The following is a 25,956-nucleotide window of genomic DNA, read 5'->3' as shown; positions in this document are numbered from 1 at the left end:
GAGGGATTACGATGAAACAGACTCAAGTTCAAGGCATGCAAGCTGCTCAATTAGCCGATAAAGTGCTGAAACAGGAACCTATTTTTATTCTGGATGTGAGGAACGAAAGCGACTATGCGGATTGGCGAATTGAAGGCAAGCAGGTTCAGACGCTGAATGTGCCTTATTTTGAACTGATTAATGGCGTGGAAGCCATTCTCGATGCGATCCCGAGCGATCAAGAGGTGCTAGTCGTATGTGCCAAAGAAGGATCGTCCATTTTCGTCGCAGAGCAATTGATAGAGGCTGGTAAATCTAACGTTTCGTACCTCATCGGCGGTATGAAGTCATGGAGCGAGCAGCTCACACCTGTCAAAATCGGAGATCTAAGCGACGGCGGTGAGATTTATCAGTTCGTTCGTGTAGGCAAGGGCTGCTTGTCTTACATGGTTCTTTCACAAGGAGAAGCCGCGGTAATTGATGCGGTTCGGATGACGGATGTATTTGAACATTTTGCAGAAGAAAAGAACGTAACGATTACACATACCCTCGATACCCATCTCCATGCGGATCATATATCAGGCGGTCGACAGTTGGCGGCGGCAACTAAGGGTTCCTACTGGCTCCCAACCAAGGATGCGACGGAGGTGCAATTCCCTTACGAAAAGCTTGAAGAAGGCAGCACGGTGGCTGTTGGTCATACGGAAATTAGCATTCAGCCGATCCACTCGCCAGGTCATACCATTGGAAGTACATCACTTCTTATTGATGGTCAGTACTTGTTGTCGGGTGATATTTTGTTCGTAAAATCGATAGGTCGTCCAGATCTTGCTGGTAAAGCAGAGGATTGGGTGGCTGATCTTAGAACGACGTTATATGAGCGTTACCAGGAGCTTTCCGAAGATTTGATCGTGCTTCCCGCACATTTTGGCAAGGTGACAGAGTTAGGTGAAGGTGGACGAGTATCCGCGCGGCTTGGTGATTTGTTTCAGCAGAATCCGGGACTCCAAATCGAAGATGAAGCGGCATTTAGACGCATGGTTACGGAGAATTTGCCACCGCAACCGAATGCGTATGAAGAGATCAGGCAGACCAATATGGGCAAAATCCATCCAACACAGGAAGAGCAGCGGGAGATGGAGATCGGGCCGAATCGTTGTGCCGTTCACGATGGCGCATCAGATGCCCAAGAGAAATTCCCTCAAATCATTACCAATGATGAGATTGCAGCCATGCTCGCTGCTGGGGAAAAGCTTCATATCCTTGATGTGCGCGAGCCGGCTGAATTTGCTAGTGGCCATATACCTGGGGCGATTTCGATGCCACTTGGCGACCTAGAGAAGAGGCTGTCGCAGCTCCAACCGGATCAAGCGTATTACCTCGTTTGCCGAACAGGAAGTCGCAGCGATATGGCTTGCCATAAGTTAGCGGAGCATGGGTTTGAGCACATAAAGAACGTAACACCTGGCATGTCGCAATGGACGTTTGATATCGAAACTAAAAACTAAATGGAGGTAATTAAGATGGTTAATTTAATTGTGGATGCAAAAGGTTTGGCATGTCCGATGCCGATTGTTAAAGCGAAAAAAGGGATGGATACGCTGGAAGCAGGACAAATCATGGAGCTGTTGACGACGGATAAAGGGTCGATGAAGGATTTTCAGGCGTGGGTCGGCAAAACCAAACATGAGCTGTTGGAAGCTAGGGAAGATCAGGGTGTATTTACGTTTATCGTGAGGAAAGGATGAGCAGAATGACGGATAGGGACACGAAGGAAAAAACAACAATTGTGCTCTTTAGCGGAGAACTCGACAAAGCGATTGCTGCTTTTATCATTGCGAATGGAGCGGCGGCCTATGATCACGAGGTTACGATTTTCTTCACCTTCTGGGGGCTCAATACACTGCGAAAAGATCAGAAAATAGCCGTAAAGAAAGGCTTTATCGAGCGAATGTTCGGTAAAATGATGCCGCGAGGTGCAGATAAGCTGGGGTTGTCCAAAATGAACTTCGGCGGCATGGGTCCACAAATGATCAAGCATGTGATGAAAAAGCATAATGCGCTTTCGCTTCCTCAATTGATTGAGCTAGCTCAGGAGCAAGGCATCCGTTTAGTCGCTTGTACGATGACCATGGACTTGCTTGGGTTGCAAGAGGAGGAGCTGCTGGATGGGGTTGAACATGCAGGAGTTGCGGCTTATTTGGGCGATGCGACGGACGCGAAGGTGAACTTATTTATTTAACCACAATAGAAAGTATAAGTTTTCGGTACCCGAGAACGTCTTTCTATTTGGCGATAAAACCTACCTCTAAACGCGGTCGCTCTTCTTTGAATGGCCACGATAGAGGTTTTCTCACAGGCGTGCAAAATGCGGAGACAGGATTTCATATTGTTTTAGGCGGAAACATGGGCAATAATATACCTATACAGGTATAGGGAAGGGAAGGCTGTCTATGCAATACGATGATGATGTGAAAAAAAGACTTAAGCGCATGGAAGGCCAGATTCGTGGTATTTTACGGATGATGGAGGAAGAGCAGGATTGTAAAGATGTCGTGAGCCAAATTTCTGCTGTCCGCAGCGCTGCCGATAAAGCGATCGCTACCATTGTGGCTGTCAACTTGGAGAACTGTATTAAAGAGGAGCAAGAAGCGGGCAGAGACACAAGTAAGATCGTGAAGCAAGCTGTAGAGTTGTTAGTTAAAAGCAGATAAAGACATGCTCAGGAAAGAGGCAGCTTATGGATAGCAATATGATTTTTAATATCGTCGCACTCGGTTTTATCGTTTGGTTTTTCTACTCCCGTTTTGGAGGCGTTAAGGGGCTGCGCAATCTTTCGTCCGATCAATTTCAAGAGGCTATGGAAGCGGACCGGGACAAGCATCTTCTCATTGATGTGCGTGAGCCAGGTGAATTGAAGCAAGGCTACATTCCGGGAGCGGTGAATATCCCATTGTCCTCGATGGGGAAAAGATTGAGTGAAATCCCGAAGGATCGTCAGATTTATTTGTATTGCCGTAGTGGCATGAGAAGTAAGCAAGCAGCCAGAATGCTGCGGAGAAATGGTTTTAGCGAGCTTACCCATCTGAAAGGCGGTATGTTGAGCTGGAGAGGGAAGCAGACACAATAGGCGGTTGTGAAAAAGGAGGGTGTCCCAAAAGCCATGTATATGGCGGGGGGGCGCTCTTTTTGTGCGAAAGGCAGCTGTAATGCATGCGAAAAAGCAAAAGTGCAAAAGTGCAAAAGTGCGAAAGTGCAAATGTGCAAATGTGCAACCTTTTTTATCGAATGGACGGCTCGATCTGAAATGCGTGCAAAAGTGCAACAATTTCTGCCTATACTCCTCATGTAGGCACCTATTCGGTCCAAAAGGATGCTCTTTTGCACTAATTTAGCTATGATAAGCCGTTTCCCCTGAAAAAGGATGCTCTTTTGCATCTTTGCCCCGTGTGACAGCTTCCTATTGGCCACTCAGGAGAGACGCCCTATGCTGCTATCGAATTCGTCGCTGGCTTCTATCTTCATCATCTCTAGCATATACATGTCATAGTTCAATAGTCCACGAGAAAAAGAGGTGCAGCCCCCTTGAAAACATTGCCGTTAATCCATAAAAGAACCCTTCGCACATGGCTCATACTTGGATGCTCTGTCTTGACCCTTGCAGGTTGTAGTGATGCAACTTCTGTCATATCAACGGGAACCCCGGAAACCGTCCCTGTGACGGCTTCGGCCACAACAACCCCTGCTGCGCAACCTGCAGCCACGCCAACGGTGGAAGCGCAGCTCCCCTTCAAGTTCCCGTTAACCGGTTTGCCTACCGATCACGAGGTGAAGACACGTCCCTATATGGTCATGGTCGAAAATGCCCCACAAGCGCGGCCCCAAACCGGCCTCGATCAGGCCGATATCGTCTATGAGATCCTAGCCGAGGGCGAGATTACTAGATTCGTCTCCGTGTTCCAAAGCCATGCTGCAGGAGCGATTGGCCCCGTGCGCAGTATTCGTCCTTATTTTGTGGAAATTGGCGACGCGCTGGATGCGATTATTGTACATGCCGGCTGGAGTCAAGATGCCATGGATATGATGGCGGGCCGCAATCTGGCCCATCTTGATGAAGTGTATGGCGACGGCGCCTACTATTGGCGCTCCACCGACCGGAAGGCACCGCACAACCTATATACCTCTGTGGATAAAATGAAAAAAGGTGCTGAGGCGCGCAAGTTCCGCACGGAGTGGAACGGGCCTTTGCTCACGTTTGCCAAGGCAGGACAAAGTAAACTTACGGGCGCAGCCGTTCATTACATTCAGATCCCCTACCTCATGGGGTATTTCGCTTCGTATGACTACGATGCTGCTGCAGGTGTCTACATGCGCAGCATGGAAGGCAAGCCGCATCTCGACAAGGAAACCGGCAAGCAGCTGCAGACAAAGAATTTGCTTATCCTAGAGAGTAAGCATCAGATCATCGACAAAGAGGGGCGCCGAATTGTGGACGTATTCGGGCCGAACAAGGGCATGATCTTCCAAGAAGGCGTGTCCCAAGCGATCACCTGGGAACGCAAGAATGGCATGCTCCGCGCTTACGCCAGCGATGGCAAAGAAGTGCCGCTGCTGCCCGGCAACACGTGGGTGCAGATCGTGCCGGAAGGGACGAAGTTGAAGGTGGAGTAGTCATGTTTAACAATTCATTTACATTCCCTTAATCGCAGGCAAGCATTCAGATCCTATGATTACTAGTCATAGGAGGGCAGTCGCTGTCTTGACGTCGAAGGAGTTATTGAATGGTTACCAAGACGGCACGTTGAAACCGCAAGGGATATCAACACGTGCAGAAGCTTCAGCGATCATCTTAAGATCATTGAAGAAATAGCATAATGTGAAAGGGCTCCTCCGTCTGTGAAGACGGGGAGCCCTTTTACGAATGAGTAAGCCCAGGTGAGAATTATCTGCGCTTGCGCTTAGCCGTACCGGATGTGGAGCGGCCTTTGCGTCTTTTTCCTGTGCCGGATTTCTTACGGCGTTTGCGTTTCGGACGGAAGATTTCCTCTACGTCTCCAGAGGCGACCTTTCCCTTGCCTATGGAACTAAAGAGGGTTTTCACCATCGGTGCCATTTGCTGAAAGGTAGACATGAACTTCTGAACCTTGCCCATCGTGCCGATGATGCCGTCAATTCCACCCATCCGCTCGACGAAGCCGGAGATTTGTTTCATATTTAAGCTGCTGAGCGGGTTCGAAGAACCTCCAGCAGCACCACCACCACCGCCGCCAAGGAGATTGCTTAGGAAGTTACCACCGCCGCCACCACCACCGGCATTGCCTCCGCCACCGCCAAATAAACCACCGCCTGCATTGCCGCCACCGCCGCCGCCAAAAAAGCCGCCACCTGCATTGCCGCCAGCAGGAGGGCCGCCGAAGAGACCGCCACCGCCTTCAAAGCCGCCGCCACCGAAGGGGTTTCCACCGCCTAAGCCGGGGTATTGACCAAAGCCTTCACCTGGAAGGGTTAAGCTTCTTGTTTCCACTTCAGGACGATTTCCGCCATTACCAATAATTTGTTGTCTTGGGTTGGTCACTAGGATTCACGATCCTTTTTATCAGATTTGTCTCCTACAGGATATGTCACTTGCCTACCTTTGGTATGGACGAATGTCACGGGTCTGGGGGATTTGTTGTGCGAATGCTCATTTAGTACGGGCGTTTGCCATGGTTTTGTCATTGTTTACCTCATTAACGCATAGAAATTTTAACGAATCGCAATCCTAAAGGAAGGAATTATACACGTCGCGTCGAATGATACACAGGAGCTTAGAGAACCATTGAGCCAACATGCTTTTTGACCGGGAGTTGACAGCAGATGCAATTAAAAAAATTAAATGATAAAGCCATAGACCAGCTTTTCGAAGCTGTACTAACATTGAAGGATATTGAAGAGTGTTACGTCTTTTTTGATGACTTGTGTACCGTGAACGAAATTCAGTCGCTTTCGCAACGCCTTGAAGTAGCTCGTATGCTGCGCAAGGGATGTACATATAACCAGATCGAAGCGGAAACAGGAGCTTCTACAGCAACCATTTCGCGGGTCAAAAGGTGCCTGAATTACGGCAACGATGGTTATGTACTAACATTGGATCGTTTAGGTCGTTAAATAGTTACATGCAAAATCCTGTATTACCTCGTGTAATGCGGGGTTTTTCTATGTTTAAGCGGGCATCAAATTGACATAGAGGAACACATTCGTTAGCATAGGAAGATAGGCTTAGTTCGTACGGGTGGGGGAAGTTGGAATGAGGAAGTATGGTGTGCTGGTCATTAGCCATGGATCCCGTGATGAGGGTTGGGTTCAGCTGGTGGAAGATGCCGTGAAAGCGGTTCGGATGCCGGATGCCATGCCCATTTATGCGTCATATTTGGAGCTTGTCGAGGGTAAATTGATACAAGATGGGATCTACAGCTTGCAGGAGCAGGGCGTGACCGATATCATTGTCGTTCCGCTGTTCGTGTCTTCTGGGAGTACACATATCGATGAGATCAGCTACGCGTTAGGGGTTATTGCAGAGCCAGTGCTCGAAACCGACATGGAGCTATTGGATATTCGCGCGCGAATTCACTTCACGTCACCGATTGATGATCACCCCGATATTGCAGCTATTCTTTATGGCAAAATCAAAGAGCTTTCCGAGTCGCCGCAGGAAGAGATTCTGCTATTGGTGGGGCATGGGAGTAAGGAAGAGGGCTTTCATCAGAAGTGGCGCCAAGGACTTACGCAGCTCGTGGAGCGGGTCAGAACGCTAGGCGGCTTCGCCGAGGCGGATATTGCCATGCTTTTGCCGGATCAACTAGCGGAGAAGATGGCTTGGTGGGCACGTGAGAAGCCGACGTATAAAGTGATTGTTGCACCGCTTTTTCTGAGTGAAGGGTATTTTACACATAAAGTGATTCCTTCCCGATTGGATGGGTTCGACTATCAATATCATGGACGGGCGCTCTTGCCTAGTCCGCAAATTTCCAAATGGATTGAGGGGCAGATTGCCTCCGTATTCCCATAAAGTGAACAGGGGATGAACATAGAGTGATCAAACGAGCACGATTGATCTATAATCCGACTTCAGGCCGGGAAGAAATGAAAAAGAGATTGCCCGAAATTCTCCAGCGCTTGGAGCGCGGCGGGTTCGAGACTTCCGCTCACGCGACCATCGGTGAAGGAGATGCTACACTCGCAGCAGCCGAGGCCGTGAGTCGCGGGTTCGATTTAATTATCGCGGCGGGTGGCGATGGAACGATTTGCGAAGTCGTCAACGGTATGGCCGAGAGAGAGGGCAGACCGCCGCTGGGCATTTTGCCGCTCGGGACGACGAATGATTTTGCGCGTGCGCTGGGTATCCCGAAGAACTTGGAGTATGCCTGTGACCTCATCATTCAGCAGTATTCAACCTCTATCGATGTAGGCAAAATCAACAACCGTTACTTCATCAATATCGCCGGCGGCGGTTCGATGACCGAGCTGACGTATGAAGTCCCGAGCAAGCTCAAAACTATGATCGGCCAGTTGGCCTATTATATGAAGGGACTCGAGAAGCTGCCTAGGCTGAAGCCGATCGAGCTCTATATCAAAGCAGGCGATCGCGAGATGCATGAAGAAGTCATGCTCTTCCTCGTGGGCAACACTAACTCCGTAGGTGGCTTCGAGAAATTAGCTCCGGAAGCTAACATTAATGATGGCATGTTCGATGTTATTATTTTGAAGAAATGCAATCTGGCCGAATTCATCCGTATCGTATCACTGGCGCTGCGCGGCGAGCACTTGAGTGATCCGAATCTGATCTATTTTCAGACCAATCATATCGAAATCAATTCCCCGGACTATGTTCAGTTGAACCTCGATGGAGAGTTCGGCGGGACATTGCCTTGCGTGATGACGAATTTGCAGAGCCATTTACAGGTGATTGTGGATGAGTCTGGGCAGTCTATTTATAAGAAGAAATTTCTTGAGGCATTGACCACGCCGTTTCATAGGCATGGGCATGAGGAGCATGAGTAGGGTATGGGTTAGTACTCAACCACTTCAAACATGAGAGCGAAGAACACTTCCGAGCTATTTCAAACATGAGTGCGAAGAACACTTCCAAGCTACTTCAAACATGAGTGCGAAATAATGATTAATTTTAGGTAGAATTAAGTGAGGGAATTATGAAAACAAAAGGTACATCTGGCTCAGCGCCAGGTAAACATAGAGGTAGTGGCAGGTCGGGGTCCGCTGGAAGAACAGGGAACTCGCAATCGAGTAACAATAGAGGGAAAAAAGAAGTGCCAGCTTGGATGGCAGGCTTGCCTGTGCAAATCGGGCAGCAATACGAGGCTGAGATCATCGGGATCAGCCACGATGGCGAAGGGGTGGGCCGTGTGAACGGCTTTACCCTTTTTGTCGCGGGGGCGCTGCCGGGTGAGCGTGCACTTGTACGGGTGAACCATTTGAAGAAACAGTATGGGTATGCTGGTTTGGTGGAGCTGCTGGCGGTGAGTCCGGATCGCGTGGCACCCGACTGTGGGATTTATGACGAGTGTGGCGGCTGTCAGTTGCAGCATTTGAGCTATGAGGCGCAGCTGCGCGTGAAGCGGCAGCAGGTTGTGGATAATTTGGTGCGGATTGGGAAGTTGCAAGTGGTGGGGGAACCGACAAACAATCCTTCACTTTCCTCTTCTTCTCCATCTCTCTCAGAAGGTATTGTAGTTCATTCCACGTTGGGGATGACCGACCCTTGGAGATATAGGAACAAGGCGCAGGTTCCTTTTGGGGAAGAGCGGGGCGGCCTCATCGGCGGATTCTATGCGCAGGGCAGTCATCGCATCATTGATATGGAGGCTTGTCTGATCCAGCACGAGGCTAACGACGAAGTCGTTGCGCGAGTAAAGGAGATTGGCTCGCGCTTAGGGATTCGCGCTTATAGTGAAGAGACTGGGACTGGGCTGCTGCGCCATGTCGTCGTTAAAGTTGGCTTCCGTACGGGCGAGGTTATGGTTGTTTTGGTCACCAATGGTTCGGAGATTCCGCGTGCGGATGAATGGATTGCTGGCATTCGCGAGGCTTTGCCTGCGGTGAAGAGCATTTGCCATAACATTAATGTGAGACAGACTAATGTTATTTTTGGGGATGAGACTCGCGTCCTGTGGGGCAGCGAAGTCATCTATGACTATATCGGCGAAGTGAAATTTGCAATTTCCGCGCGATCCTTCTTTCAAGTGAACCCCGTCCAGACGGAAGTCTTGTACGGAAAGGCACTTGAGTACGCCGCTTTGACAGGCGGCGAAACGGTTGTCGATGCCTATTGCGGCATCGGCACGATCTCCCTGTTCCTGGCGCAGCGCGCGGGACAGGTGTACGGCGTCGAGATCGTCGAAGAGGCGATCTCGGATGCACGTAAGAATGCCGAGTTAAACGGCATGACGAACGTGCACTTCGAGGCAGGACCCGCCGAGGTCGTCCTGCCGGAGTGGACACGTCAGGGCGTTCGGCCTGACGTGATCGTGGTCGACCCGCCGCGCAAGGGCTGCGACCCAGCGCTACTGGCGACCATCCTCGAGCTGCAGCCGCGGCGCGTGGTGTACGTGTCGTGCTCCGCATCGACACTCGCGCGCGACCTGCGCGTGCTGGTCGATGGCGGGTACGGCGTCGCGGAGGTGACGCCGGTGGATATGTTCCCGCATACGGTGCATGTGGAGTCGGTCGCGCTGCTTGAAAAGAATTGCTAACCTACAACGTATCAAGGGACAACATTCATCGGGACGTGGATGATAATGATAATTCGTTCTACCTTTCTTTAGAAAGTGAAACAGTTACGTGCGTAGATCTAAGCAAAAACTAGAGATCCATTCACGAGAGGCTATTGGAGACCATTGTATAATTTGGAAGTAAAAATTTAAAAAGATAAGTATAGAAGAATTGTGAAACAGCCCAAACCATGTGGGCTGTTTTTTCATATTTGAATAAAGCAGAACGATGACGCATATGTGGCAAACCCCGCACGTATTATTGAACATACATGAATGAACATAACTTAGAATCTAATTCAATAATAGGTAGAAGGAGCGGGTAGAGTGCCAAAAGTTGTCTCTATGCTTAACATGAAAGGCGGAGTCGGTAAGACCACCCTAACCTACAACCTAGCTTGGTATGCAGCTTTTAAAAAAATGTATAAAGTATTAGTCGTCGATCTTGATCCCCAGTCGAATCTAACGCAAATTTTTATGGGGGGCGACGGGTATCGGGATTTTTTAGAAAGTCCTAGGCAATCTATTGTAGACATTTTTGAAAACAGCAGCAAGGTTACAACTAATATTATTCATTCTGTTGACGAATGGACGGATGGTAGTCTACTACATCTAATTCCGGCGAGAGCTGAGTTATCAAAAACTTTGAAAAATCCAACGTCAAAGGAGCATAAGCTGCGCCGATTTTTAACGAAGGTTCAAAGTAATTACGACCTGATTCTGATTGATTGTCCGCCGACTGACTCCATTTTATCAGTGGCCAGCTATCTGGCTAGCGATTCGTTAATTATTCCTGTAAAGCCTGAAAAATTAGCAATCATCGGACTGCCGCTGCTTAAGGGAAGTATTGAGGATTTCAATGAGGATAACGAAGGAGAATACAAAATTTCCGTTTCCGGAATTATTTTCAATAATGTAGAGGCAGGAGACATACCTGAAAACCGTATTTCCAAGAAAGAGGTTTTAGCATTTGCTAAAGAAAACAACTGGCATGTATTCGACAATGAAGTTAGAGAATCCAAATCGTATGTTAACGGTATTCGTGAGGGAAAGCCGATGTTCAAGGATGCTAGATCACGAGGTCATATTATGGAAGAATTTTATGCAGTAGGAGATGAGTTTTTACGGAGTGTGGGTATTGAATGACGAATCAGTCCAAAGAGCTGTTACTTGATTTGTTGAAGTTAAAGGTGCGGTATAGCGGCAAGGAATTCGAGCAGGTTACTGACGTGTTAATGAAGGGTTCGGAGCCCTTTCTGGCCAATGTCGTCAAATTAGTACAAGAGTTAGATGGTATTTCTGGAATTGAATCAATTACTACTAAAAAGGAAGCGGGTTCAAATGGTGCGGAGAGCTATAATAAGGATCCTGAGCTTCAGGTACTACTTTTTGAAATAAATAAACTGCTTATATCCAAAGAAGTGTTCAGAACCGTAAAAGAGTTACAAAGCTTTGTTTCAATTAAGGTCATATTGACCGCATCAAAAAATACAAAGGCCGAACTCGTTAATAAGTATATGAATTACATATCCGCAAGACCAAGGGATGAAATGATTAACGAACTGGAACTGCTAAAAGATAAAATGAATTCAGGTGATGATGTATCTAGCTTCTTAAATATGGCCAATGCAATTGTAAGTTCAAGAAAAGAAAAACGGTACTAGTGTTAAACGAGACGTGCGACTTTTTCGGTCCAACTATCACTTGTCCCTAGATTTTCCCGCCTACGGTGCATGTGTAGTGCGTTGTATGGTTAGAGTTAAGAAGGGTAGGGTTTAATGTTAACGGTTTATTTTAACGTATTAATAAAAACAAAATCCCCATCTGCGTATTAGCATGTGGGGATTTTGTTTATTAATGGACCACCTCGAAAGTAGTTTCTTCACTAGAACCATCAGATGAAACAGTGATTCTCCAATTCCCTAAAGTTGTATTTCCACCAACATGCCAAGACCAACTTACATTCCCATTAGAATCAGCCTTCTTCGGTTCCAATCCAGCAGCTGTACTTGGGCCACTTTTGTAATGAACGACAATACTAGCTGTTGCTCCTGGTGCTACCTTTGCCTTTAAAGTTGCAGTCGAGTTTCGCGGTGCTGGAGAGGACACACTAATTATTTTTATAGTTGCTTTTACTTCTTTAGTTAGTTTTTCAGCAGTTTGTGTCTGTATTGGTTTTTGAGTTGTAACAGGAGATGGACTGGCTGTTGATTTAACAGTTGCAGGTGTTGGTGTTAGTGTTGGAGATGATGTCGGAGTTGCAGTTGCTGTTGGAGACGGTGAGACAATTGGAATTGTCGGTGTTTGTGATGAGGTCAGATTGGCTGTATTCGTACTATCAGTACTACATGCAGATAAAGATAAAATAATCACGAGTGCCAATAGAACACTACTTAACTTCTTTATAATAATTTTCATATCCCTTCAAAGTTAACTTTACTATTAAGGAGAACAAGTGTTTTTAAAAAATTCTCTTAACGCTACTCTATGTGTAATAGCTTTTATTCTTCAGCTTTGGCGGGAATCCTTTAAAAATGTAATATGTATTTTACGATCTATTGGCTGTTGCTTAAGTTGGCTTAGACTGAGAGCGAATCAAACAGGTTTAGTTCCACTACAAAAAGGAGGGGATACCTTCTTTCTGTCGAATGGATAAGACAAATATCTACATGATAGCCAACTTCTCTAGATACTCTTTTACGAAACAGGTGATGATTTTGTCTCTACCAGTAGAACTTCAAAATATATTCTCTAACAAACAAAAATCCTACAAAATGGTGCTCATCCTAGCACTCTTAACCGAGATACAAGCAAGCGGATCGAGATTTGTGTCCCTATCAAATTTAAAACAACGGTTCCTCTCGCTACTCCAAGAAAGAGAGTCGAAAGGTCTTGTTGTCGACCCTCCGCCTGAGAAGGCCGGAACTAGCTGGAATAGTATGACTGTAAACAATGTTCAGTCTGTTATTTCTACCCCAATTGCAACACTGTCCGCTATTCTTGACCAAAGAGAAGATTCAATTGGCTTTAAGGAAGAGTTATTCGAATCATGGTCAAATGAAGTACAAAGTGAACTCTATGAGTACGCCCAGTCTGAATTAGCGAACTACTATAATCAGCAAAATAATGATAGTTTCTCCCTAAAAGAAGCCCTTTCTGATATTCTTTCCACCTATTTAACCGCAAAGAGAGAAACCTTTGCAGGACACAGACTTGGCAATCTTGTACGCCAAGAAATCCCCTCAGCGCTAAGGAAGCTCCCATTTATTCACTCTGAACTAAAGATTCAAGGATCTGTTGGACAAGGCAATTGGGCAACGATTCCATGGATATCGATCATGGATAAACGTATTACAGAGACTACTCGCCAAGGTGAGTATCTCGTGTACCTTTTCGCGGACGATATGAGGTCAGTCTATCTTACTTTTAATCAAGGAGTAACGATCCCAATTGATGAGAAAGGTAAGCCTGCGGCTTATCAATATTTCAAACGAAAAGTAAATGAAATTAGGAACATGCTCCCCTTGGAAGGCATGACCAAAGACAATGCCATTCATCTAACGTCAGCGGGCATAGGGCAAGACTATCAAGTGTCTACAATAGCTTACTATCGTTATGAATTGGAACAATTACCAGATGATGAGCAGCTAATTGCTGACTTAAACAATGCGGTGATCAATTATAACGAATACGTTCGTAAGGTCGTGAATCCAACTGAGGAACCTGAATCCACAATTAGCTTTAACTACACGATCAGCCATTTGTATGCAGGGCAAGGCATTTTAAAATACCTTAAAGATCACGGACCATCTGCTATTCCTTTGGACGAATTAGTAGCAAATCAATCAATAGTACTTCTCTCAGGAGATGATGTGAAGCACCCCAAAGAGAGAATCAAGCATCTGGGACGAGCTTTGCGAGATCTAGGTTTAATCACAATTAATGAGAACCAATTCTCATTAACTGATCTAGGTCAGGAATACGCAAACCATTTTAACGAAAATAAATGGATACTTACTGAGGCTCAAGTAAAACTAATTCGAGGTAGTCTAAACATCTCTGACCTCCAAACCCCACTTATTAAAAGCATCAATAGAGCCATCCAAATTTGCAAGGAACTTGAGTCCTTCACCTTAGACCAATTTTCACCGCAGTTTAACGAAGCTCTTGGTACACTTGAGACTTGGGGAGATGTTACCCAGAAGCAACGCTCAATTTTCATGCTTAACTGGTTAGAGATATTGAAGTTTGTTTCTAAATCAAGCCAGCAGTACACGTACATGGAGTGGGAGGAGACACCTCTGGTGGATTCACTAACGGTAATTGAGCGAGTTGCCATAATCAAGAATTCCATTGCTAACAAAGGCTTCAGGTATCCTGACCATTGGATAGAGAACTTCTTTCTATCTCTGAAAGCAAAGCCATTTGTCATCCTAGCAGGGGTGTCAGGCACAGGGAAAACGAAGCTAGTCAAGCTATTCGCTGAGGCTGTAGGTGCAACTGCGAGTAACGGCCAATTCTCACTAGTCCCTGTTAGACCAGATTGGAGCGATCCTTCGGATCTGTTGGGGTACAAGGATTTATCGGGGACTTTTCGCCCTGGGAAGTTAACGGAGATACTGGTTGAGGCTTCAAAGCCAGGTAACCAACATAAGCCATATTTTATCTGTTTGGATGAGATGAATTTGGCTAGGGTTGAGCATTATTTTAGTGATCTATTGAGCGTGCTTGAGACACAGGAGTGGCATAACCAAAGGATTGTAACAACGCCGCTTATACATAGAGACTCCTTGCAAAATGAGTCAGATAAACAGATGTACGGCAACCTCTATTTGCCAGACAATGTGTACATTGTAGGAACGGTAAATATGGATGAGACCACGCACCCCTTTAGCAAAAAGGTATTAGACCGTGCCAACACAATCGAGTTCAATTACATTGAGCTGGGTCAATATCCTTCGTTAGAGGAGCTTTCAGTGCTGACGGATCTCCCCATGCCTTCTAATTCATTATTACGGAGTGAGTATTTACAGCTTGTAGATGTGTATAGGGACTATAAGCAGCTAACGGAAAATACGACGGAGTTATTGGTGAAAATCAATGGTATCTTAGAACAGATTCATTCACATGTAGGGTTTCGTATTCGGGATGCGGTATGTTTCTATATGATCTATAACGAACGATTTGGATTGCTAAGTATGGAAGCGGCGTTCGATATGCAGTTGCTACAGAAGATTTTACCTCGTATCCAGGGTAGTAGCGCATCGGTGAAAGAAGCATTACTGCAATTGATGCAAGTGGCTCAGGATCGTAGTCTACCTATTTCGGAGTACATGGAAGATGCCTCGAAGCTTTATCTTTCGATGGAGACATCGGCAGCGTCCAAATATCCACACAGCGCAAGGAAAATTGCCTTCATGCTACGGAGGTTAGAAGAAGATGGATTTACCTCATACTGGATCTCTTAATCAAAGTAGGGAATTGCTACGGATTGAGACCAATCTGTTTAATCTCTATATTCAGGGGAAGCCGTTCCATCCGACTGTTGAGACTTTGAATCTCCATCGTAATGTGGATCAGGAGTGGGTGGATGCACATTTTCATGCTGCTTCACTGAAAGATACACTGCACATTGAAACGATTGCTGTTTTCTCCCATGAGCATGGCGCTTTAGGGAGCTGGAACTCGGGCGATGCATGTTCACCAACTTTTTATGAGACGCAGGCCTATGAGCTGGTGATCGAAAAGAAGGCTGATATTGCGTTATCTTTTTACCATGAGAATGTTCATTTGAGGCAGGCTGTTAAGCCGCTAGGGAAGATGATTTTGTCAGGGATTCTTAATTTTCAAAATGAGGTCGGTCAGTCCGAACTTGAACTTCGGTTGAATGGTGAGGCTGTTTTTCGTCTCCAGCTGGAGATTTTTCCTGCAAAAATTGATTATAAGAACGACTATCAAATGATTCTTAACGACGTGAATGCACAGATTTATAATTTATCTTTCGATTTTTTGCGCAAAACATTTAACATGACCGGTTTGAAAGAGACGAATCACCAGAGTTTGACGGAGTATTTTACGATCCTCCAGCATATATTTACGCAGCTAGTTCAGGCTGTTGAACGTATTAAGCTCTCACCTCATTCCAAGCTTCAGAGCGAGAATCGACTGGTGGATGCTGCACGCGTAAAAAGAGCTGGCAAAGAAAACATTGGCTACCTAGCAAAGCGCCCTCAACTATTAGTTAAGGATTCGGTGAACGGTGTTATTTCGGTTAGTGGAGAGTGGTATACACCAACTCATTTGCTAGAGAGTAGGCGTCACGTAAACTATAATACGGCTGAGAATCGTTTTGTAAAATGGGTGCTTTTACGAATTGGGCAAAAGCTGAAGGATATTAAAACACGTTTGGCTCAGAAAAGCCGTGTGGAAGATCCTGAACTTACGAAGAAATTGAATCTGATGCTGAGTCATATACAACGACTGTTGCAGCATGATTTTCTAAATGTAGGTGAGATGCGTCAGTTGTCGATATCCTTAGTCTTACAAATGGCATCAGGGTATCGAGAAGTGTATCGTTATTATTTAATGCTATTAAAAGGTTTATCGATTCAGAATGATCTCTTCCGTCTATCGATGAAAGATTTGGCTCAACTCTATGAATATTGGTGTTTCTTGAAGATTCATCATCTTTTAAGCAGAAAATATGAACTACTGAAACAAGATATTATCAAACTCAATCGTAGTGGTTTATTCGTCACGCTAGATAAGTCGCAGCAGGCTAAGATGGTGTATAGGAATCCTGTGAATGGCGAGATTTTCACGCTTTTTTATAATGCGCTGCCTAAGGGAGATAAGAGTCCAACTCTTTCTCAGCGGCCAGATAATGTCCTGACTTTGAAGAAGAACGATGCCGCGGCAGAGTATAAATACATTTTCGATGCGAAGTACCGGATTAATCCTGCCTATGAGGGGACGCCGTATTTTGAGAGATACCGGATGCCGGGACCGGAAGAAGATGATATTAACACGATGCATCGTTATAGAGATGCGATTGTGTATTCGGAGGGGCAAGGCCGAGAGTACGAGCGGAGCATGTTTGGGGCTTATGTGTTGTTTCCCTATCATGATGAGGAGCGATTTAAGCAGCATAAGTTTTATAAAAGTGTGGAGCTTATCAACATTGGGGCTTTTCCCTTTTTGCCGAATTCAACGAGTTTGATGGAGAAGTTCTTGGACGAGATTATCATGGATAGTCCAGAGAAGGCATATGAACGGACGACTAGGCCGAGAGGTACGAAGGAGTATTACAAGGATAAGATGTCTGATAAGAATGTCTTGGTTGGTGCATTGAGTAAAAAGCCTCAGCTGGAGGCTGCTTTGGAGCATGGATTTTATCATACGCCATTGCGTAATATTACGGATCATAAGGTATTGACTCGTATTGAGTACGTGGCGTTGTACCAGTCGATTCGTTTGTTTGGCACGGAGGAAGCAGGTATTTCCTGGTATGGAAGAGTAAAGGATTGGAAGGTTGTTCCACGCTCTGCCATAACGGCAATTCCCTCAAGTCGAGGTGCGACGGACGAGCTTTATGTTGTATTTGAAGTGGAAAAGTGGCTCCAAAGAGAGACAGCTATTGTGCCCGCGGGGCATGGGATTTATCGAATTCTGTATACAACGGATTATATCTTTAATAGGGCTAAGGAAGTTTCGGAGCTTCGTTTAGAAACGGAAGAGGAGCTTCGCGATTGGCGAGAGAAACGGCGTGTTGGTAAGGTTCGTGTGACGCTGGATCGGGAGCTTGTGGATCTAGGGAGTTCGGTTGTGGGAATTGAAGTGGAGTAGGATGGAGGATAACGATATGGATGCTATTATAAGTAAAATCATTGAATTTCGCGATGAGAGGGATTGGAAGCAATTCCATAACGCCAAAGATTTAGCTATTTCGCTAACCTTGGAAGCGAGTGAACTACTTGAGAATTTCCAATGGAAAGAAAGCAGTGAAGCAGTAAATAGAAATAAAGAGCAAATTCAAGATGAGTTGGCTGATGTGCTAATCTATGCCCTTATGATAGCTCATGATTTAAAGATTGATGTAGAACATGCGATAGTACATAAATTAAAGAAAAATGCTGAGAAGTATCCCATTGAGAAATTTAAAGGTACATCTAAAAAATATACTGAGGGATGAGAATAGAGGGCATTATTCTATGATTATTTATGAGGCAACCAAGGAAGAATTTATGAATCATGTGACTGAGGATAGTATCGCGGTAAGGATTCATGATGTATTAGTAGAAAAAATAGGCAGAACTTCTGCTAGTGAAATTAACTCTTGGAATAATTCAATGAATTATATGTATAAAGTTCTTAATACGTCCGAAATTCCAGATGATATTACAATTGCAATCGAATATAAGGTGCCTGCTAACTCTAGGAGAATAGACTTCATACTCACTGGATTAGATGCAGATAATCAGAGTTCAGTCGTCATTATTGAGTTAAAACAATGGCAGGACTTAGGTGTTGTTGATAAGAAGGATGGCATTGTGCAGACGTATCTTGGTCGTCGTTTGAGGGAGACGACACATCCATCTTATCAGGCCTGGTCCTATGCCAAGTTAATCACAGAATATAATGAGTCGGTAAGAAACGAACATATCTCTATTTACCCCTGTGCTTATTTGCATAATTATGTAAAACCAATCAATGATCCACTAACAAATGAGCAGTATGAAAAATATGTTACAGAAGCACCCGTATTTACTAAAGGAGATGCCTTAAAACTAAGGAGCTTTATTTCTCTTTATATTAAAAAGACTGACAGAAAGAAACTATTGTATCTTATTGAACACGGGAAAATTAAGCCATCGAAATCACTTCAAGACGCCTTAGTAGGAATGTTAGATGGCAATGACGAGTTTACGATGATTGACGAGCAAAAAGTCGTCTATGAAACAGCTATTCAAATGGCTATAGAAGCTCAATCTAGCAATAAAAAGCAAGTGCTTATCGTTGAGGGAGGGCCGGGAACTGGCAAATCAGTTCTTGGAATTAACCTTTTAGTTGAGCTCACATCTCGAGATCTCTTGTGCCAATATGTGACTAAGAACAGCGCCCCTAGAGAAGTGTACACCAAAAAACTTCAAGGAAATCATAAGAAATCATATATTAATAATATGTTTAAGGGATCCGGCGTGTATTATGAGTCATTGCATAATGAACTTGATGTATTAATTGTCGATGAAGCCCACAGGCTTAATGAAAAGTCAGGTCTATTCAAGAATAAAGGCGAAAATCAAATGAAAGAAATCATTCATGCTTCTAAGTTTTCCGTCTTTTTTATTGATGAATATCAAAAGATTTCAATGCACGATATTGGCAATAAGGAACAAATAAAAAGATTTGCCACCGAGTATGATGCAGAAGTAATTGAGATGGAGTTAGAATCGCAATTCCGTTGCAATGGCTCGGATGGTTATTTAGCTTGGTTAGATGATGTATTAGGCATTCGTGAAACAGCGAATTTTGATGGGTTTGATTTTGAGTATGACTTTCAAATATTCAATGACCCTAACGAACTTAGAAGACAAATAATTGAGAAGAATCAAATTGATAATAAAGCAAGAATTGTTGCAGGTTACTGTTGGGATTGGAAATCAAATGGGAAAAGTAATAGTGACATTCATGATATAGCTATTGAAGAGCATAATTTTAATATAAGTTGGAACTTGGATAATACGACAACATGGGCAATTGATCCAGAATCGGTGGAACAAGCTGGCTGTATTCATACTTCACAAGGGCTAGAATTTAATTATGTTGGTGTCATTATCGGTGAAGACTTACGTTATGCGAATGGCGTATTAATAACAGATCCGTTTAAGCGTGCAAAGACGGATAAGTCACTTACAGGTTTTAAGAAGATGTACAAGGAAGATAGGGATCGTGCAATAGGAATAGCTGATCAGATTATTAAAAATACATATCGTACTTTAATGACTAGAGGGCAAAAGGGATGCTACATTTACTGCGTTGATCCAGAGCTGAAAGCATATTTAACACAGAGGATGAAGAAGAAACAAGAGTTTGTATACATGCCTTATACGGGTGGTCTATTGCTTGCTGCTGAAGAAGCTACGGGGTATAAGTCAAAGGATAGTTAAAGGACAGACGGCATATAAGATTGTACTGAAAGCAACATAAATAAGTAAAAGTCCCTGCTAACAGAGCAGGGACTTTTCTATTACCAAATATTATTCAAATAGAACAAATTGTATATTATTTTCTCTTGTTGATACCTTATTTCTTCATTAACCATTTGGGAGACGTAATGTCTTTGGGTGCTCAACAAAATTGATCCTATTTTCTCAATCGAGATGAAAGACTTCCTCCATATCCGACCACCATTCTCCATCTTTGCGCGTATCAAGCGGCTGCTGACAAGGCTTGCATACGTCCCACCAGCGCTGTGTCGTCGAATCGGCGGCCATGGCAGCCGCGTCCTTCTCGTAATCGTCGCCCGTATATTCGAAGTAACTAAACAAAAACCCGTCTTTGTAGTAAATGGAGTAATTTTGAATATTGCACTGTTTAATCATCCGCAGCACATCCGGCCAAACCTCAAGGTGCAGCTTCTTATACTCCTCCAGCTTGTCGGACCTTACCTGAATGACGCTTCCGTAACGTTTCATATTTATATCCATTCCTTTCGTTACGCTCAAGGCACAAAAAGTGATGAAATCATTGTGCTTGAGCGCGCATTATTAGTTTCTGAGCCGAACTCGTGTCGGACAGGAGACTTGTTTATTGCTCATGATGAAGTTGCTACTCTTTGACGGCGCCGATCATGGCCCCTTTTACGAAATATTTTTGCAAGAAGGGATAGACGATTAGTACTGGGAACGCACCTATTAAAATTTGTGAGGATTTGACCGTTCGGTCCGAAATATCGGATAGATCCTGCATATTCGTAACCAGCTTCGAGAAATCGACTTGCACGATGATCATCTGAAGCAGAGTAGCGAGCGGCCATTTCTGATCCTTCATATAAATCATGCCGTCAAACCAGGAATTCCAATGATATACAAGCGTAAATAAGGACAACGTCGCGATCGCGGGCATTGACATGGGCACGATCACGGAGGTTAGCGTGCGCAATCGACCGGCACCGTCAATAAGTGCTGCCTCTTCCACTTCTTTAGGAATTCCTCGATAGAAATTGACCAGGAGCAGGATGTTCCAAACGCTTACGGCCGATGGAAGAATTAGCGCCCAGACGGAATTGAGCAAATGCAGCTTTTGCATGACGATATAGGTGGGCACCAGACCTCCGTGGAAAAGCATGGTCACGACCAGGAGCCACATGTAGATGTTCTTTTCGCGAAAAACTTGCTTATCTTTGGAAAGCGGATAGGCGGACACTATTGTGATGAGCATACAGAGTGAGACGCCGACTACCGCGCGTACGACGGAATTTTTAAAGCTGCGAAGAAAGCTATCGTTGCCGATCGTTTCCCGATAAGCATCAAACGTAAAATCCTTCGGCCAGAACGTAACCAGATTACCGGAGGCAGGTGCTTGCCCGCTAAAGGAAACCGCCAGCACGTGAATCAGAGGTAATACGCACAGTATGGAAAGAAGTGCCAGAAAAACGACGATTATTCCGTAGTAAAATCGGAACATAGGGGATTTATAGTACATGGTTGTTTCCTCCTAATAAGATTTACTGGGATCAAAAAATGCGGTAATTCGCCAGCTTGTAAGCCAGCCTGTAACAGATGACGATGAGCACAAAGCCGACCACCGACTTAAACATACCGATAGCAGCTCCAAAACTGAACTCGCCGCTAATGAGAGCGACCCGGTACACGAAGGTGTCGATAATATCCCCTTTGTCATAAACGAGAGGACTATACGTATTAAATATCTGGTCGAAGTTGGCATTCAGGATGTTGCCGAGAGATAAAGTAAGCAGCACAATCACGACAGGCATAATGGTGGGCATGGTGATATGCAAGGTTTGCTTCAGCCTCGTGGCGCCGTCAATCTCGGCAGATTCATATAGGTCCGGATTCACTCCGGCGAGTGCAGCCAAATACACGATCGTACCGAAGCCGAATTCTTTCCAGACGTCGGTTACGACAACCATCAGTCTGTATGTATTGCCATCGCTGAAAAAATGGAGCGGCTTCATGTGAAACACATTCACAAGAAATTGATTGACCAGACCGTTAACCGACAAAATATCGATCAAAATCCCCCCGAAAATGACCCAGGAAAGGAAATGGGGCAAATAAACAAGGGTTTGCACGAAACGCTTGAAAGCCATCCTGCGAACTTCATTCAGAAGCAGTGCGAAAAAAAGCGGAAAGGCAATCTGGGCGATAATCTTCATGCCAGAAATGATGAAGGTGTTCATAATGACCTGCACGCCATCCTCGCGTTCGAAAATGTAGCGGAAATGTTTGAGACCCACCCATTGCGATTGAGTAAAGCCAAGCCATGGTTTATAATCCTGAAAGGCCATCACCAGACCAAGCATAGGCAAATAGGCAAACAAGAGGATCAGTATGACGGCAGGGACGAGCATGAGATGAAAGACAAGCGGTGATTTTTTGCTTGAAGATGCATGGGATGCAGCAAGATGCTTTTTCATGGTTTACCTCTCCTCGAGAAACGGAATGATGATTGCAGTTGTGTAATGAAATCGTAACCTGTAGAAGGAGGGCAAGGAAGAAGAAATCCTTTACTTCATGATAATATCTTAACCTCTAGGAAAGGTGCGGTGCACATGCGTCCGAATGGGCTGTCCATATTTGCCAAAATGCTAATCTTGCTCGTACTGCTGCTGCTTCCGGTCGTGTATATCTATATGTATTTCAACAACTTGACCGAGTCAAACACCAAGAACGAGATTCAGCAGTCGGCTGCAAGCAGGCTGGCCTACTCGCTGAATCAAATCGAGAGTAGCTTTGACAGCATGATGTTTATTACTGGAATTATCTCGCAGGATCCAAGCCTGCGAGAATTGGAAGCAAGTAATCTCGGCTTCAATATGTTCGACAAGTTGAAGACGGAAACGGCGGTTACGGAAAAAATCCAGATGCTCAGCGTTTCCGGAAAGTGGAAAAATGAAATTACGATGTACGTTCCAGCGACGAAAAAGGCGTTATCTACCTTGTCGTCAGCATCTTACGAGGGGAGCTCCCTTTCAAAAGGCATAAGCCGCAATTGGTCCTATCAATCGCTTCCTCTCATTGGAAGGGGAGTCAAAGGCTTTGTGTATCAGCTGGTTGGACCACTTTCGGCTTCCTCGGAGCCGGAAAAGGCGAACTATGTGATCGAAATTCAAGTGCCGGACAGTAATCTTATTGATATGCTGAGTCAGTTTAAAGCCGGAAATACACAGGGAGATCCGTTTTTGTTCAATCCGAAAACTGGAGAAAAAATTCTGAACGCGACTGCTGAACCAGAAGCGGTGAAGGCGGTCATCGAAAAGTTTTCCGAACGTCTGGCCAAGAAAGACGGAGTAAACGTCATGGAGGAAATTAACATCAACGGAAAACCATATCAAATCAATGCTAAGGAGTCCTCAAGGATCTCGTGGTATTTGGTTGATTATACGCCCCTTTCCGCTGCATTCTCGTCCATTTCGACAAGTCGTAACGTGTTCTATCTTTCGGTAGGCATGCTTTTATTGATGGGAACGGTCGCTTCTTATATGTTTTTCCGCCATGTGCAAACCCCCGTCACTTGGCTTGTAAGAGGAGTACAAAGGCTTAAAAGGGGCGATTATTCGGCACGGATCACGCTTCGGGGTCCTACGGAATTCCAGTTCCTTTTCGAGCGTTTCAATGAAATGGCAAGCGAAATCCAAATTCTGATTGAAGATGTATATCAAGAAAAGCTACGTTCCAGAGAAGCGTCTTTAAAACAACTGCAAGCGCAAATCAACCCGCATTTTCTTTATAACTGCTTGTTTTTTATCAAAAATATGTCGAATATCGGGAACGAAGAAGCGGTGGAGCAGATGGCCGTTAATTTGGGCGAGTTTTACCGATATGTGACAAGAACGGAGAAGAGGTTGGCGACTGTGGGAGATGAAGTCGCGTTTGTCCGCCATTATTTGAACATTCAACGTCTTCGTATGCCGCGTCTGAAGGTGGAGTGGGATATAGGGGACGACTTGCTTGATCTGGAGATCCCCCGCTTAATGATTCAACCCTTAATCGAGAATGCCATTGTGCACGGCATCGAAAATATTAGAGGTGAAGGACACGTGAAAGTTCACGGCAAAATCTCGGGGCCAAACTGCCGAATCATCGTAGAAGATAACGGAAAAGGATTGTCCCAATACGAAATAGACCGTCTTCAGGAAACCGTTTCACAGCCACTTACAGAGGAAATTGGCTGCGGCATTTGGAATATTCAGCAGCGGCTCGTATATGAATTCGGAGCGGAAGCAAAGTTGCAATTTTTTCAATCGTCCTTGGGCGGATTAGGTGTTCGTATGGAGTGGAACAGAATAAAGGAGGCTTATTTGCATGCATCAACTCATGTTCGTGGATGACGAGATTTCCGTAGTGGACAGTCTCGCAGCAATATTACCGTTGGAAGATCTCGATATTGAGATCGTTCATAAAGCGTATTCCGGCTACGAGGCGCTCGAACTGTTGAACCGGTATCCTATCGATATCATTGTGACCGATATCCGAATGCCGGAAATGTCAGGAATTGAATTGTCGGAGACGATTCACAAGCGCTGGAAGCACAAAGACATCATATTTTTGACTGGGCACTCCGATTTTGAATATGCCAGGCATGCGATTCAAATTCAGGCAGCTGACTACATTCTGAAGCCGGTCTCGAATGAAGACCTGCTGCGCGCAATTCGTAGCGTGATTACCCGTAAGGAACAAAACCAGATGCGTGACGTCACGATTCAAAAAGCGGTTCATACGCTGAATGAACATTTACCGCTGTTGCGGGGATTTTTGTTAAACGAGCTTCTGCAGGGCCGCAATTTTGCGAATGACATTCTGGGCAAAAAGCTGGAGATGATGAATCTCTCTCAGGCATGGCTGAGCGATCAAGCAGCGCTGCTGCTCATCCGCACCGAGAGGGAGTTCGCTAAGTTAGACCCGCACAGTCTCTCGTTGGTGGAATATTCCATTATGAATATCGCAGATGAAATATTCGATCCTTATTTTCAGCTATGGCATGGTAAAGATACGCATGAATACATGGTAATTTTGGTCCGTCCGAACCGGGATAAAATAGCAGAGGTGCTGAATAACGGCCCAGGTGACAATTCGATCATGAAACTGTTGGAGAAGCTGGCATTGGAGTGTCAAAAAAAAGTCAAAGAATTTCTGAAGGGTAGCATCTCCGTCATTATTAGCCCGTTCGGGTTATTTCCGGATGAGCTGTCTTCTTTGTATGATCGCAGCTTAACTGGCTTTCGTAAAAAAATCGGGCAGGAGCAGGAGTTGATGTTCGCTCTGTCGGAAACAGACCACAAGCTTGAGGAGATCCAGGTCATCAAAGGGATCCATGAGCCACCGTTGCTGCATCATCTGCTGGAGAGCGGCAAATGGGAGGAAGCAGAGAAAAAGTTGGCTGCTATTTTCAATCAGCTGGGCGAGGAGAAGTTGGATACGGCGGAATCGATGCTGGATGTGTTTCTTTCTTGCGCCTCCGCTTTCAGTTATGCGCTTCACAAGAATGCGATTTCCTATGAAGATGTGTTGCAGAAGGAAACAAGCAGGCTGCTCCAGCAATTCGGTTCCACCGAACAACTTCGTTCCTGGTCCTTTGGCATACTCGGGCAGATCCGCTCCAAGATGGAACAGGAGGACAGTCATTCGCGTTCATCGCTCGTCGGACAGGTGCAGCGCTATATTGTGGAACATTTGTCACATGACGTATCGCTTCAGGCAATCGCGGAGCATGTCGATCTGCATCCTGCTTATTTGTCACGTATCTATAAAGCGGCAACTGGAGAGAGCTTGAGCGACTATTTGTACCGGTACAGGATGGAGGAGGCCGCCAGTCTACTGACGGAAACCGAACTGAAAATCTATGAAATCACAGAAAAATTAGGATATCAATATACGCCTTATTTTATCAAGGTGTTCAAGCATTATTTCGGTGTCACCCCTCAAGAATACAGGGTCAAATCGTAAACAGAGTGTTATTAGGTTAAATT

24 protein-coding genes and 1 pseudogene are annotated in these 25,956 nt (G+C 45.2%); 20 read left to right on the top strand and 5 right to left on the bottom strand.

Annotated elements, in window-relative coordinates:
- Positions 1–11 precede the first annotated feature (11 nt).
- The 8 genes and pseudogenes from AC58QG_RS33705 to AC58QG_RS33670 form a co-directional block, all read left to right on the top strand.
- Positions 12–1,151 (top strand): annotated as a pseudogene (locus AC58QG_RS33705) (MBL fold metallo-hydrolase); the annotation flags it as partial.
- 33 nt (positions 1,152–1,184) lie between these two features.
- A complete protein-coding gene (locus AC58QG_RS33700) occupies positions 1,185–1,487 on the top strand; it encodes a rhodanese-like domain-containing protein (protein ID WP_497366434.1) in 303 nt (100 codons plus the stop codon).
- Between the two features lie 15 nt (positions 1,488–1,502).
- Positions 1,503–1,727, top strand: a complete 225-nt coding sequence (locus AC58QG_RS33695; RefSeq protein WP_497366390.1) for a sulfurtransferase TusA family protein — start codon at positions 1,503–1,505, stop codon at positions 1,725–1,727.
- A gap of 5 nt (positions 1,728–1,732) precedes the next feature.
- A complete protein-coding gene (locus tag AC58QG_RS33690; RefSeq protein WP_497366389.1) occupies positions 1,733–2,221 on the top strand; it encodes a DsrE/DsrF/DrsH-like family protein in 489 nt (162 codons plus the stop codon).
- A gap of 211 nt (positions 2,222–2,432) precedes the next feature.
- Positions 2,433–2,693, top strand: a complete 261-nt coding sequence (locus AC58QG_RS33685) for a metal-sensitive transcriptional regulator (RefSeq protein WP_173119021.1) — start codon at positions 2,433–2,435, stop codon at positions 2,691–2,693.
- A gap of 26 nt (positions 2,694–2,719) precedes the next feature.
- Positions 2,720–3,109 (top strand): rhodanese-like domain-containing protein, encoded by a 390-nt coding sequence (locus AC58QG_RS33680; RefSeq protein WP_497366388.1) that lies wholly within the window; start codon positions 2,720–2,722, stop codon positions 3,107–3,109.
- Positions 3,110–3,573: 464 nt separating this feature from the next.
- Complete coding sequence (locus AC58QG_RS33675) at positions 3,574–4,650, top strand: DUF3048 domain-containing protein (protein ID WP_497366387.1); 1,077 nt, start codon at positions 3,574–3,576, stop codon at positions 4,648–4,650.
- Positions 4,651–4,705: 55 nt separating this feature from the next.
- Positions 4,706–4,849 carry an S-layer homology domain-containing protein gene (locus tag AC58QG_RS33670; protein WP_497366386.1) on the top strand — a complete coding sequence of 48 codons (144 nt, stop codon included), beginning with the start codon at positions 4,706–4,708 and terminating at the stop codon, positions 4,847–4,849.
- A gap of 72 nt (positions 4,850–4,921) precedes the next feature.
- Here AC58QG_RS33670 and AC58QG_RS33665 read toward each other — a convergent pair whose 3' ends face one another.
- Positions 4,922–5,554: an aminotransferase gene (locus AC58QG_RS33665; RefSeq protein ID WP_497366385.1), complete on the bottom strand. Its 633-nt coding sequence runs from the start codon at positions 5,552–5,554 to the stop codon at positions 4,922–4,924.
- A gap of 281 nt (positions 5,555–5,835) precedes the next feature.
- Here AC58QG_RS33665 and AC58QG_RS33660 point away from each other — a divergent pair, with 281 nt between their 5' ends.
- The 6 genes from AC58QG_RS33660 to AC58QG_RS33635 all read left to right on the top strand — a co-directional run bounded on the left by AC58QG_RS33660 (position 5,836) and on the right by AC58QG_RS33635 (position 11,410).
- On the top strand, positions 5,836–6,126 hold the full coding sequence (locus AC58QG_RS33660; RefSeq protein WP_029198698.1) for a YerC/YecD family TrpR-related protein: 291 nt from the start codon (positions 5,836–5,838) through the stop codon (positions 6,124–6,126).
- 139 nt (positions 6,127–6,265) lie between these two features.
- On the top strand, positions 6,266–7,027 hold the full coding sequence (locus AC58QG_RS33655; protein ID WP_497366384.1) for a sirohydrochlorin chelatase: 762 nt from the start codon (positions 6,266–6,268) through the stop codon (positions 7,025–7,027).
- 23 nt (positions 7,028–7,050) lie between these two features.
- Positions 7,051–8,019, top strand: coding sequence for a diacylglycerol kinase (locus AC58QG_RS33650; RefSeq protein WP_497366383.1), 969 nt, complete (start codon positions 7,051–7,053; stop codon positions 8,017–8,019).
- Between the two features lie 278 nt (positions 8,020–8,297).
- Entirely contained in the window at positions 8,298–9,728 is a 1,431-nt protein-coding gene (rlmD, locus tag AC58QG_RS33645) for a 23S rRNA (uracil(1939)-C(5))-methyltransferase RlmD (RefSeq protein WP_497366382.1), read from the top strand.
- 345 nt (positions 9,729–10,073) lie between these two features.
- Complete coding sequence (locus AC58QG_RS33640; protein ID WP_497366381.1) at positions 10,074–10,892, top strand: ParA family protein; 819 nt, start codon at positions 10,074–10,076, stop codon at positions 10,890–10,892.
- The gene (locus AC58QG_RS33635) at positions 10,889–11,410 is read left to right on the top strand and encodes a hypothetical protein (RefSeq protein WP_497366380.1); all 522 of its coding nucleotides are present in this window, start codon (positions 10,889–10,891) and stop codon (positions 11,408–11,410) included. Before AC58QG_RS33640 ends, AC58QG_RS33635 begins: the two co-directional genes overlap by 4 nt.
- A 190-nt stretch (positions 11,411–11,600) precedes the next feature.
- Here AC58QG_RS33635 and AC58QG_RS33630 read toward each other — a convergent pair whose 3' ends face one another.
- A complete protein-coding gene (locus tag AC58QG_RS33630; protein ID WP_497366379.1) occupies positions 11,601–12,164 on the bottom strand; it encodes a hypothetical protein in 564 nt (187 codons plus the stop codon).
- Positions 12,165–12,394: 230 nt separating this feature from the next.
- Here AC58QG_RS33630 and AC58QG_RS33625 point away from each other — a divergent pair, with 230 nt between their 5' ends.
- The 4 genes from AC58QG_RS33625 to AC58QG_RS33610 are packed head-to-tail and all read left to right on the top strand — an operon-like array spanning position 12,395 to position 19,912.
- Positions 12,395–15,214: an MrcB family domain-containing protein gene (locus tag AC58QG_RS33625; protein ID WP_497366378.1), complete on the top strand. Its 2,820-nt coding sequence runs from the start codon at positions 12,395–12,397 to the stop codon at positions 15,212–15,214.
- Positions 15,186–17,591 carry a DUF2357 domain-containing protein gene (locus tag AC58QG_RS33620; RefSeq protein WP_497366377.1) on the top strand — a complete coding sequence of 802 codons (2,406 nt, stop codon included), beginning with the start codon at positions 15,186–15,188 and terminating at the stop codon, positions 17,589–17,591. The genes AC58QG_RS33625 and AC58QG_RS33620 overlap by 29 nt, the downstream gene beginning before the upstream one ends.
- Before the next feature lie 16 nt (positions 17,592–17,607).
- Complete coding sequence (locus AC58QG_RS33615; RefSeq protein WP_497366376.1) at positions 17,608–17,937, top strand: nucleotide pyrophosphohydrolase; 330 nt, start codon at positions 17,608–17,610, stop codon at positions 17,935–17,937.
- Positions 17,938–17,956: 19 nt separating this feature from the next.
- On the top strand, positions 17,957–19,912 hold the full coding sequence (locus AC58QG_RS33610; RefSeq protein WP_497366375.1) for a DNA/RNA helicase domain-containing protein: 1,956 nt from the start codon (positions 17,957–17,959) through the stop codon (positions 19,910–19,912).
- 204 nt (positions 19,913–20,116) lie between these two features.
- Here the strand turns inward: AC58QG_RS33610 and AC58QG_RS33605 are convergent, their stop codons facing one another.
- The 3 genes from AC58QG_RS33605 to AC58QG_RS33595 form a co-directional block, all read right to left on the bottom strand.
- Positions 20,117–20,440: an L-rhamnose mutarotase gene (locus AC58QG_RS33605; RefSeq protein WP_497366374.1), complete on the bottom strand. Its 324-nt coding sequence runs from the start codon at positions 20,438–20,440 to the stop codon at positions 20,117–20,119.
- 133 nt (positions 20,441–20,573) lie between these two features.
- Positions 20,574–21,449 carry a carbohydrate ABC transporter permease gene (locus tag AC58QG_RS33600; RefSeq protein WP_497366373.1) on the bottom strand — a complete coding sequence of 292 codons (876 nt, stop codon included), beginning with the start codon at positions 21,447–21,449 and terminating at the stop codon, positions 20,574–20,576.
- A gap of 31 nt (positions 21,450–21,480) precedes the next feature.
- The gene (locus AC58QG_RS33595; RefSeq protein ID WP_497366372.1) at positions 21,481–22,404 is read right to left on the bottom strand and encodes an ABC transporter permease; all 924 of its coding nucleotides are present in this window, start codon (positions 22,402–22,404) and stop codon (positions 21,481–21,483) included.
- A 135-nt stretch (positions 22,405–22,539) separates the two neighbouring features.
- On the opposite strand from AC58QG_RS33595, the gene AC58QG_RS33590 reads away from it, so the two are divergent.
- Both AC58QG_RS33590 and AC58QG_RS33585 read left to right on the top strand, forming a co-directional pair.
- On the top strand, positions 22,540–24,318 hold the full coding sequence (locus tag AC58QG_RS33590) for a sensor histidine kinase (RefSeq protein WP_497366371.1): 1,779 nt from the start codon (positions 22,540–22,542) through the stop codon (positions 24,316–24,318).
- Positions 24,293–25,933: a response regulator transcription factor gene (locus AC58QG_RS33585; RefSeq protein ID WP_497366370.1), complete on the top strand. Its 1,641-nt coding sequence runs from the start codon at positions 24,293–24,295 to the stop codon at positions 25,931–25,933. Before AC58QG_RS33590 ends, AC58QG_RS33585 begins: the two co-directional genes overlap by 26 nt.
- Positions 25,934–25,956 lie beyond the last annotated feature (23 nt).

This window comes from Paenibacillus sp. J22P169 (assembly GCF_059691995.1).
Note: the sequence above shows the minus strand (reverse complement) of the source record. Positions and strands in the feature narration are given on the sequence as shown.